The following is a 9,739-nucleotide window of genomic DNA, read 5'->3' on the forward strand; positions in this document are numbered from 1 at the left end:
GCATCGCAACCGTTTTCGGCCAGCGCCTGGCTCACCGGGGGATCGCGATCGCCGGAAAACGTGTTGACCGGTTATCTCCGGGTGCGAACACTGACGCTGTGCACGATGCCATCGAGGAATCGAATGCGCCGCATCGCGATATGCCGCGGCCTGGAGGAAGGATGCCGGACAGCGGCATCGACAGGATTCGGGCCACCCGGGAAACGGACCGACCCGACGTGGTCCGGCTGCTGCACGCGACCTGGCGTGCCGCGTTCGCCCCACACCTGCCGCCGAGCTCCTCCGACGCCTACGTCGCCCGGCGGATCGCCGAGAACTATGTCGCGGAGCGGTGGGCTGAACTGGCGGTCGCGGAACGAGGCGGCCGGGTGGTCGGCATGGTGTACCTCGAGGGGAATCTCGTCGCCGCACTGCATGTCGAACCCGCGAGCTGGGGCCGGGGTGTCGGACGACGCCTGCTGGCGTGGGCCGAGCGCCGGGCCTTCGACGGCGGCGAGCGGGTGTTGAGGCTGCAGGTGGAGGACTTCAACGCGCGGGCGGTCGAGCTCTACCAGCGCGCCGGATGGACCGAACTGGTCCGGCGGCCCGATACCGAGCTGGGATCGGGCGGGAAGTCGATCACCATGGGCAAGGTGCTCGACACCGAAGGCTTGCGGCTGCGGCCCTACGATGAGACCGATCGTGCCGGGTGCCTGGCACTGTTCGACGGCAATGTGCCGGAATTCTTCGCGCCCCGGGAGCGTGACGACTTCGTCGAATTCCTGGACGACCTACACGGTCCCTACCTCGTCGGCGCGGACACCGACGGGCGGCTCGTCGCCTGCGGAGGACTCCAGGCCGATGACGAGGACGCCACCGTGGCCGTGCTCTGCTGGGGCATGGTCGATCGGACACGGCACGGGTCGGGCTTCGGACGGGAATTGCTCGCCGCGCGGCTCGATCTGATCGCCGCCGCGGACTTCGAGCAGGTGACGATCGAAACCACGCCGATGAGCCGCGGCTTCTTCGAACGGGTGGGGTTTCGGGCACTCCGGACCGAGCCGGACGGATTCGCGCCGGGCTACGACCTGGTGGAGATGGCACTTGTACTGGCCGAGCGGATGGCCGACGATCGGCCCGGGGACGCTCAGACCGTCCGTACCGGCTGAGGGTCCGCGGGCGGCAGCGGGGGCGGGAGATCGGTGTCCGGATCACCGTCGTCGGGGCCGATGTCCTCGGACAGCCGTCGGCGACGGCGCTGCGCCAGCCACTGCTGGAACTGGGTCCAGCGGGTCTGGCGGGCGGGCCAGAACTCCTGCACGCTGGCATTGAACTCCGCACCCAGGATCACCGCGAAGCCGAGGGAGAAGGTGAACAGCAGGAAGGCGATGGGGGTGGCGAGCGCGCCGTAGCTGATGCCGGTGCGGGTGACCCAGGTCAGGTAGCGGCGCAGGCCCTCGCTGGCGGCCATGAAGAACACCCCGGCCACCAGTGCGCCGCCGAAGAGCCGGTGCCAGGGCAGGGTGCGGTGCAGCGCCAGCTTGTACAGGGTGGTCAAGCCCACAATGAGCAGCAGTGCCGTGCCGGGGTAGTAGAAACTGTCGACCAGCCGCAGTCCGGGTTCGCGCCAGCTCTCCGGCAGCGCGCGGCCCACCAGCGCCGGTCCCAGCGCGACCAGCGGCAGGATGAGCACCGAGGCCACCAGGAAACCCACGTACAGCAGCAGGGCGAACAGCCGCTGCCACACCGGATGTCGGGCATCGGCCTGGCCGTGTGCCGCGGTGATGGCGTCCACGAAGGTGGCCATGGCCGAGGACCCCGCCCACAGCGAGAGCACGAAGCCGAAGGAGACCACGCCGCCGTGTCCGCGCAACAGCACGTCGTTGACCGTCGGCGCGATGAGATCGTCGACCACGCTGGGGCTGAACAGCTTCCGGCTGAAGCTGATCACCTTGGATTCCACGATCTGGACGGTGTCGGGGCCGAACCAGCCGCCCACGTAGCCGAGGCTGCCGAGCAGGCCCAGCAGCAGCGGGGCCAGTGACAGCGTCTGCCAGAACGCGGCCGCGGCGGATTTGGCGAAAATCGAATCGTCCCACGCCTTCACGGCCACATGGGCGACGAGTTCCCAGCCGCGGCGCACGGCGGCGGCGACACGCGCGAGCACGCCGCTCGATGCGGCGGATGTCGCAGAAGGGCCAGCGTGCTCGTTCATGGTGGTTACAGCATCGCCCACCTGGGTTGCGGTTGGCTTGCGACCTGCCAATGTGTCGGGAACCACCCAACTGTGATGTGTCGAATTGGTGCGGTGTCGGTCGCGGTCGCTAATCTCTTCCGAGTGACTTCGGGTGGTGGCGGTTCGCTTCGTGCATGGCAGCGTAGGGCTCTCACCAAGTATCTGACGTCGAAGCCACGGGACTTCCTCACGGTGGCCACGCCCGGTGCCGGTAAGACCACGTTCGCGCTGCGTATCGCCGCCGAACTGCTCACCGATCGCACCGTCGACCAGGTGACCGTGGTCGCACCGACCGAGCACCTCAAACACCAGTGGGCGGCCTCGGCGCAACGCAGCGGACTCCAGCTCGATTCCAACTTCTCCAACTCCACGGGTTCCACATCGTCGGATTACCACGGTGTGGTCGTCACCTACGCGCAGGTGGCCTCGCATCCGTTCAAGCATCGGGTGCGCACCGAGAACCGGCGCACCCTGGTGATCTTCGACGAGATCCATCACGCCGGTGACGCCAAGAGCTGGGGTGAGGCGGTCGAGGAGGCATTCGGCGACGCCACCCGACGCCTGGCGCTGACGGGTACGCCGTTCCGCAGCGACGACTCGAAGATTCCGTTCGTCAGCTACGAGCCCGACGAGTCGGGTTTCGAGAAGTCGCGTGCCGACCACACCTACGGCTATTCGGAGGCCCTCGCGGATGGCGTCGTGCGTCCGGTGGTCTTCCTCGCCTACAGCGGTGACGCACACTGGCGCGACAGCGCGGGCGAGGAGTACCAGGCCAGGCTCGGGGAACCGCTGAGCGCCGAGCACACCGCCCGCGCCTGGCGCACCGCGCTCGACCCCGCCGGTGACTGGATGTCGAAGGTGCTCACCGCCGCCGACACCCGCCTGCGGCAGCTGCGCGCCACCGGGATGCCGGACGCGGGCGGCCTGATCATCGCCACCGATCAGGAGAAGGCCCGCGATTACGCCGAACTGATCGAGCACATCTCCGGCAGCAAGCCGACCGTGGTGCTCTCCGACGATCCGGGCTCCTCCGACCGCATCGACCAGTTCAGCCGGAGCACCGACCCGTGGATGGTGGCCGTCCGGATGGTGTCCGAGGGCGTCGACGTGCCGCGGCTGGCGGTGGGCGTGTACGCCACGTCCGCGTCGACGCCGCTGTACTTCGCGCAGGCCATCGGACGTTTCGTGCGTGCGCGCAGACCCGGGGAGACCGCGAGCGTCTTCCTACCCTCGGTGCCGGTGCTGCTCGACCTGGCGGCGCAGCTGGAGATCCAGCGCGACCACGTGATCGGCAAACCGCACCGCGAGGCCAGCGCCCTCGAGGACGAACTGCTCATCGACGCCAACCGGCAGAAAGACGAGCCGGGGGAGGAGGAGCGCAAGTTCGTCGCCCTCGCCGCCGACGCCGAACTCGACCAGGTCATCTACGACGGCGACTCCTTCGGCACCGCGACCTTCGCGGGCAGTGACGAGGAGGCCGACTACCTCGGCATTCCCGGTCTGCTCGACGCCGACCAGATGCGGGCGCTGCTGCGCGACCGGCAGACCCGGCAGTTGCAGGAGCGCAGCGCGGCGGTGGACACCGCGGTGCGACCCGAATCGGGGGCCGGAATCACCGCGGCCACCGAGCGGGCGGCGACCGCCGACCGGCTCGGGGAACTGCGTCGGGAGCTGAACAGCCTGGTGGCCATGCATCACCATCGGACCGGAAAGCCGCACGGGGTGATCCACGGGGAATTGCGCCGCGAATGCGGGGGACCGCCCACGGCTTTGGCGACCGCCGATCAGCTCGAGCAGCGGATCGCCGCCCTGCGCCGGATGTAGGACGGCGGCACCCGGGAAGCCGCGCCGCTGGCGCTGCGACTCGAGCGCGGACCTACGTGGCTCGGATGCGGCCCCGCCGTTCGGGCGCGGCCCCCGCTCGGTTGTGCTCCGCTCGGATGCGGCCTCGGATTCCTGGTTGCGGGACGGTTGCCATTAACCTTGTTCGGTGACTTCTCCGAGCACCCTGCGGTCAGGTGCGCTTTCCCTGGCGTCCAGCGTCGTCATCGGTGTGGCCTCCGCCGGGCCCGCGTACAGCATTACCGCCACGCTCGGACTGGTGGTTGCGGCCGTGGGGTTGCAGGCTCCGATCATCGTGCTGCTGGCGTTCGTGCCGATGCTGCTGGTGGCCATCGGATACCGGGATCTCAATGCGGTGGAACCGGATCCGGGGACCAGCTTCGTGTGGGCGACGCGGGCGTTCGGTCCGTTCACGGGGTGGATGGCCGGGTGGGCGATCGTGGTGTCGGATCTGCTGGTGATGGCGAGTCTGGCCCAGATCAGCGCGCAGTACACCTTCCTGCTGGTGGGTGCCGACGGGATCGGGGCGGACGCCACCAGCTGGTGGGTGCTGTTGCTGGGCATTGTCTATCTGGTGGTCATGACCGCGGTGGCGGTGGCCGGGATCGATGTGTCGGCGCGGTTGCAGTCCTGGTTGCTGGCCGTCGAGTTCGTGATCCTGGTGCTGTTCGCGGTGGTCGCGCTGGTGCGGGTGTTCCTCGGGCACGCCGCCGTGGGTGCGGCGACGCCGAGTTGGGAGTGGTTCAACCCGTTCGCGATCGGCTCGTTCAACGATTTCGTGACCGCGCTGCTGCTCATGGTGTTCATCTACTGGGGATGGGATTCGGCGGTCTCGGTGAACCAGGAGACGGTGGACCCACGGCGCACGCCGGGCCGGTCGGCGGTACTGTCCACCATCACCCTCGTCGCGCTCTACCTGCTGGTGACGGTGGCGGCGCAGGCGTTCGCGGGCAGCGGCACCGAGGGGCTGGGCCTGGCCAATCCGGATCATGTCGACGATGTGCTCGGCGCGCTCGGCACCGCGGTGTTCGGCGCGGGCCCGGTCGGCTCGTTCCTGGTGCACCTGCTGTTCCTCATGGTGCTCACCTCGGCCGCGGCCTCCACCCAGACCACGATTCTGCCGACCGCCCGCACCACCTACTCCATGGCGCTGCATCGCGCGCTGCCGGAGGCGTTCGGCCGCGTTCATCCGCGCTTCCGCACCCCGATCGTCTCGACGGTGGCGTTCGGCGCGCTGTCGGTGCTGCTCTATGTGGCGCTGAACTTCGCCTCCGGCGGGCGGCTCATCGCCGACGCGGTGACGGCCATCGGCATCTCCATCGGTGTCTACTACGGTCTCACCGGCGTCAGCTGCGCCTGGCTGTACCGGCACGAATTCGCTTCGGACCGAAGGGCTCTGGTCATGAAGGGCGTGCTGCCCGCGCTCGGCGGCGGCATGCTGCTGTTCGCGGCGGGCTGGACGGCCGTCACCTCCTGGCAGGCCGATTACGGCGATTCCGCCTGGACGCTGCCCTTCCCGCCGCACTGGCAGATCGGCGGGGTCTTCCTGCTCGGCGTGGGCACCCTGCTGCTCGGGGTGCCGCTGTATCTGCTGCTCGCCCGCTCCATGCCGGAGTTCTTCCGGGGTGAGGTGCTGGCGCGGCGGCTGCCCGCGCCGTCGGAGCGGATCGTCGAATCCGATGTGACGCCGCGCGCCTGAGGTCGACAGGCGCTGGGCGGCAAGGGATCAGCGCGCCGGTACCGGCCAGGCCGCCATGGCGGTGTCGATGGAGCGTTGCAGTTCGCTGTCGTCCACACCGTCGCGGGCCTGAATGGACAGTCCGTACAGCACGGTCGCGTAGAAGGCGGCGAGGGCGTCGATATCGGTGTCCGGCGGCAGATCCCCGTCGGCGACACCGCGTTCCAGCCGCTGCCGGATGTCTTCGGTTGTGCACCTGCGCATATCGATGAGGAAGTCGCGGACGGCGGTATTGCGGGTGGTGTAGGTGGAGCCGGCCAGCACCACCATGCAGCCGCGCGGTGAGCCGGGGGTGGTGTAGGAGCGGGCGTTGTCGCGCAGCATGGCCTCGATGGCGGCGCGGGCAGTGGGCTCCTCGCGCAGGGCGCGTTCAGTCAGGCCGCCCTCGGTGCGGCCGTAGAGCGCGACGGCCTCGCGGAACAGCGCCTCCTTGCCGCCGAAGGCCGCGTACAGGCTGGGGGAGTTGATGCCCATGGCGGTGGTGAGGTCGGTCATGGACGCGCCCTCGTAGCCGTGCTCCCAGAACACCTCCATGGCGCGCCGCAGCGCGATGTCGCGGTCGAACGCCCGTGGCCGTCCGCGTTCCGCCATGGCGGACTCCTTTCTGTGTCGATCGTTAAATATACCCCTTGACGCGACCGGCCGACCTCTGCTTGGGTATTTATGTACTGATCGACACAAAAAGTTATGGAGGGTTCCGATGTCGGATCTGACGGGCAAGGTGGCGCTGGTGACCGGTGGCAGCCGGGGGATCGGCGCGGCGATCGCCCGCGCGCTCGCCGCCGCGGGCGCGGATGTGGCACTGACGTACCAGGCCAATGAGGTGCTGGCGAAGAACATGGTGGCCGAACTCGAGGCGCTGGGTCGTCGGGCCGTGGCGATACGGGCCGACAGCGCCGACGCCTCCGCGGTGGCCGCCGCCGTCGACCGCGCCGCCACCGAGCTCGGCCGACTCGATGTGCTGGTCAACAACGCGGGTATCTTCCCGGCCAAGCCGTTCGAGGAGTTCACCGTGGACGAGATCGACAACGCCCTGCACATCCACGCCCGCGCCCCGTTCGTCGCCGCGCAGGCCGCGCTGAAGTATCTGACCGAGGGTGGCCGCATCATCAGCATCGGCACCAACCTGGTCGAGCACGCGCCCTTCGGCGGACTGGCGCTCTACAACCTGAGCAAATCGGCCCTCAACGGATTCACCAAGGCCCTTGCCCGTGAACTCGGCCCGCGCGGCATCACCGTCAATCTCATCCAGCCCGGCTCCACCGACACCGATATGAACCCCGCCGACAGCGATCACGCCGAGGGCCAGGTCCAGCTCACCGCCCTGGGCCGCTTCGGTGCGGCCACCGATATCGCCGCCGCCGTCGCCTATCTCGCGAGCGATTCCGCCCGCAGCGTCACCGGCGCGTTCCTCACCGTCGACAGCGGAACGAACGCCTGATCCGCGGTCGGTCGCGACTCGGCTCAGCGGCTGGGAGAAGCGGGATGGTCACCCACGGATGGGCGAAGTCGCCATCGAGCACGCCGTGCTCCTGGGAGATGCGGGGATGCTCGACGGTGACTTCCACGGTCGCCCAGCCGCGCCGACCGTATTCAGGCGACGTCGAAGAACCGGGCGGGATCCAGACTGTCGATGGGGGTCCAGCGGGCCGGCGCGGGCTCCGGGCCCTCCTCGGTCGCGCCGCCCGTGCGGTAGCCCTGGAGGTCCAGGGCCAGCCAGGGATTCTCGTCCACCATGCGAGCCAGCGTGTAGCAGGTGGCGAGCATATGGACGCAGCGGGTGGTGCGCGCGCGGCAGGAGCAGTCCGCGCTGGTGAGGGTGGGCGCGAGGGAGATGCCCGCGGCGCGGATCGCGGCGTGCATCTCGTCGGTCGGGGTCAGCGCACCGGCGGGGACGAGTTCGGCGATGGTGCGGATGGCGGCGCCGGTCAGCGGCGCGAACTCCAGGTAGGTGACCGACGCCTCGGAACCGCGGTGGATGGTGGCGCGCACCACGCTGTGCTCGATCTCCGTCCGCACCCCGCCGTGCCGGGCGATGCTGCGGGCGCGGGGCAGCAGCGGTTCGGGTTTGGTCACCGAGAGCGGTTCGGCCAGGCGCACCCAGTCCATACCCCACGTCGTGAAACCGAATTCGTTGTCGGGCATATCAGTTGCCTCGCTTCCGGCGCAGCAGTTCCATGAGTCGGTCGTCGTCGAGGCGGGCCAGAGTCGCCACTCCGGCGGCATCGGAGAGATCGGTGAGCGCCGATTTGCGGTCGTGCATGCCCGCGATGTGCTCCTCGATGGTGGTGCCCGAGGTCAGCGTGGTGACGGTGACGGTGCGGGTCTGCCCGATGCGGTGCGCGCGATCGGAGGCCTGCGCCTCCACCGCCGGATTCCACCAGCGGTCGAAATGCACCACATCCGCCGCCCGGGTCAATGTCAGCCCCGTCCCGGCCGCCTTCAAGCTCAGCACGAGAACCGGTGGGCCGTCGGCGGATTGGAATCGCCGCACGATTTCGGCGCGCTCCTGCTGGTTCAGCCCGCCGTGGAAGAACGGGGCCGTCACCCCGAACCGTTCGGCGCACAGCCGCACCAACAGCTCCCCGGTGCGCCGGTACTGCGTGAACACCAGTGTGGGCGCGCCGACCTCCACATTGTTGGCGAGAATATCGGCGCATACGTCGAACTTGCCCGAGCGCCCGGACAATTCGTCCAGCTCGCCGGTGATGAGGCCGGGATGGTTGCACACCTGCTTCAACTCGGTGAGCACCGCCAGCACGCGCGTGTGCCGCTGCGCTCCGGACCCGAAGCCTTCCGCCTCGGCGCGGTCGAGCAGCCGGTCGTAGAGCGTCTCCTGTTCGGCGGTCAGATCACAGACCAGGTCGCTGTGGATCTTGGGCGGCAGGCTCGCCGCCACCTGGGCCTTGCGCCGCGCCAGCACCACCGGTTCGATGGCGTCGCGCAGCCGCAGCACCGCCTCTGCCGACCCCTCGTGCACCGGCCGCACGAATCGGCGGCGGAACTGTGACCGGTGCGTGAACTCCCCGGGCACCACCAGGTTGAGCAGCGCCCACAGCTCGTCGAGATGGTTCTCCACCGGGGTACCGGTGAGCGCCACCCGCACCGCCGCGGCGATGGCCCGCGCCGCCTTGGCCACCTGCGTGCGCGGATTCTTCAGGACCTGCGCCTCGTCGAACACCACCGCGGCCCAGTGTGTTTCGGTCAGGGCGGGGCCGTGCCCGCGCAGGGTGGGATAGCCGGTGACCACCACCGTGCCCGCCGTCGCGTGCGGCGGCTGCCCGCCCCGCCAGGCCACGGCGCGCAGGCCGGGTGCGAATCGTTCGATCTCGTGCACCCAGTTGCCGACCAGGGAGGTCGGGCACACCACCAGTTGCGGACCCTCGGCGGCCCGCCCCAGCAGGAAGCCGATGGCCTGCACCGTCTTCCCGAGGCCCATCTCATCGGCCAGCACCGCGCCACCGTGCGCGGTGGTCGTCTCCCGCAGCCAGGTGATGCCGCGGGCCTGGTAGGGCCGCAGCTCCGCCTTCAGGCCCGAGCGCAGTTCGCCGGAGAGGGCCACCGTCTCCCGCAGGGTCCGCAGTGCCCGTTCGGCGGACACCACGGCCGTTCCCGCCGCGTTGGGCACCGCGTGCGCGGCGGTGGGTAAGGGACCGGGTGTGTCGGTGAGCGCCGCGAGCCACGCCCGACCGGAGGACGCGAGGTCGGGCAGTGCCAGCGTCGGGAGTCGCTCGGGTTCCACCAGGGCGCATTCGACGTCGGCGATCTCGATCCGCCGCCCGGACGGCACGGCCAGCGCGACGGTTTCCCGCTCCCCGATATCGCGCGGGGCGGCGCCGGGGCCGGTTCCGGCCCAGGTCCAGAGGGCGAACATGTGCCGGTCCGGCAGATAGGTGACGTGGATGGCGGACAGGGGACACCTCGATTCGGTTCGTGTCAAATCG

At 69.6% G+C, this 9,739-nt stretch carries 8 protein-coding genes; 4 read left to right on the forward strand and 4 right to left on the reverse strand.

Features of this window, described 5'->3' with window-relative positions; translation table 11 throughout:
• Positions 1–161 precede the first annotated feature (161 nt).
• Entirely contained in the window at positions 162–1,148 is a 987-nt protein-coding gene (locus QK444_RS06585) for a GNAT family N-acetyltransferase (RefSeq protein WP_282778087.1), read from the forward strand.
• Here the strand turns inward: QK444_RS06585 and QK444_RS06590 are convergent.
• Positions 1,127–2,194: a YihY/virulence factor BrkB family protein gene (locus QK444_RS06590; RefSeq protein WP_282778089.1), complete on the reverse strand. Its 1,068-nt coding sequence runs from the start codon at positions 2,192–2,194 to the stop codon at positions 1,127–1,129. The genes QK444_RS06585 and QK444_RS06590 overlap by 22 nt on opposite strands.
• Before the next feature lie 123 nt (positions 2,195–2,317).
• On the opposite strand from QK444_RS06590, the gene QK444_RS06595 reads away from it, so the two are divergent.
• Both QK444_RS06595 and QK444_RS06600 read left to right on the forward strand, forming a co-directional pair.
• On the forward strand, positions 2,318–4,039 hold the full coding sequence (locus QK444_RS06595) for a DEAD/DEAH box helicase (RefSeq protein ID WP_282778090.1): 1,722 nt from the start codon (positions 2,318–2,320) through the stop codon (positions 4,037–4,039).
• Between the two features lie 166 nt (positions 4,040–4,205).
• On the forward strand, positions 4,206–5,756 hold the full coding sequence (locus QK444_RS06600) for an APC family permease (RefSeq protein WP_282778092.1): 1,551 nt from the start codon (positions 4,206–4,208) through the stop codon (positions 5,754–5,756).
• 27 nt (positions 5,757–5,783) lie between these two features.
• Here QK444_RS06600 and QK444_RS06605 read toward each other — a convergent pair whose 3' ends face one another.
• Complete coding sequence (locus QK444_RS06605) at positions 5,784–6,386, reverse strand: TetR/AcrR family transcriptional regulator (protein WP_282778094.1); 603 nt, start codon at positions 6,384–6,386, stop codon at positions 5,784–5,786.
• A gap of 109 nt (positions 6,387–6,495) precedes the next feature.
• On the opposite strand from QK444_RS06605, the gene QK444_RS06610 reads away from it, so the two are divergent.
• Positions 6,496–7,236 carry an SDR family oxidoreductase gene (locus QK444_RS06610; protein WP_282778097.1) on the forward strand — a complete coding sequence of 247 codons (741 nt, stop codon included), beginning with the start codon at positions 6,496–6,498 and terminating at the stop codon, positions 7,234–7,236.
• A gap of 152 nt (positions 7,237–7,388) precedes the next feature.
• Here QK444_RS06610 and QK444_RS06615 read toward each other — a convergent pair whose 3' ends face one another.
• Both QK444_RS06615 and QK444_RS06620 read right to left on the reverse strand, forming a co-directional pair.
• Complete coding sequence (locus QK444_RS06615; RefSeq protein WP_282778099.1) at positions 7,389–7,940, reverse strand: hypothetical protein; 552 nt, start codon at positions 7,938–7,940, stop codon at positions 7,389–7,391.
• Between the two features lies 1 nt (position 7,941).
• Positions 7,942–9,669 (reverse strand): DEAD/DEAH box helicase, encoded by a 1,728-nt coding sequence (locus QK444_RS06620; RefSeq protein ID WP_282778102.1) that lies wholly within the window; start codon positions 9,667–9,669, stop codon positions 7,942–7,944.
• Positions 9,670–9,739 lie beyond the last annotated feature (70 nt).

The sequence above is a fragment of the Nocardia sp. CC201C genome (assembly GCF_030010695.1).
In the GTDB taxonomy this organism is placed as follows: Bacteria; Actinomycetota; Actinomycetes; order Mycobacteriales; family Mycobacteriaceae; genus Nocardia; species Nocardia otitidiscaviarum.

Bases quoted from the DNA above. Each gene is read 5' to 3' on its own strand.
- QK444_RS06585 (WP_282778087.1), top strand. From the start codon at position 162: ATGCCGGACAGCGGCATCGACAGGATTCGGGCCACCCGGGAAACGGAC.
- QK444_RS06605 (WP_282778094.1), bottom strand. From the start codon at position 6,386: ATGGCGGAACGCGGACGGCCACGGGCGTTCGACCGCGACATCGCGCTG.
- QK444_RS06590 (WP_282778089.1), bottom strand. From the start codon at position 2,194: ATGAACGAGCACGCTGGCCCTTCTGCGACATCCGCCGCATCGAGCGGC.
- QK444_RS06620 (WP_282778102.1), bottom strand. From the start codon at position 9,669: ATGTTCGCCCTCTGGACCTGGGCCGGAACCGGCCCCGGCGCCGCCCCG.
- QK444_RS06610 (WP_282778097.1), top strand. From the start codon at position 6,496: ATGTCGGATCTGACGGGCAAGGTGGCGCTGGTGACCGGTGGCAGCCGG.
- QK444_RS06615 (WP_282778099.1), bottom strand. From the start codon at position 7,940: ATGCCCGACAACGAATTCGGTTTCACGACGTGGGGTATGGACTGGGTG.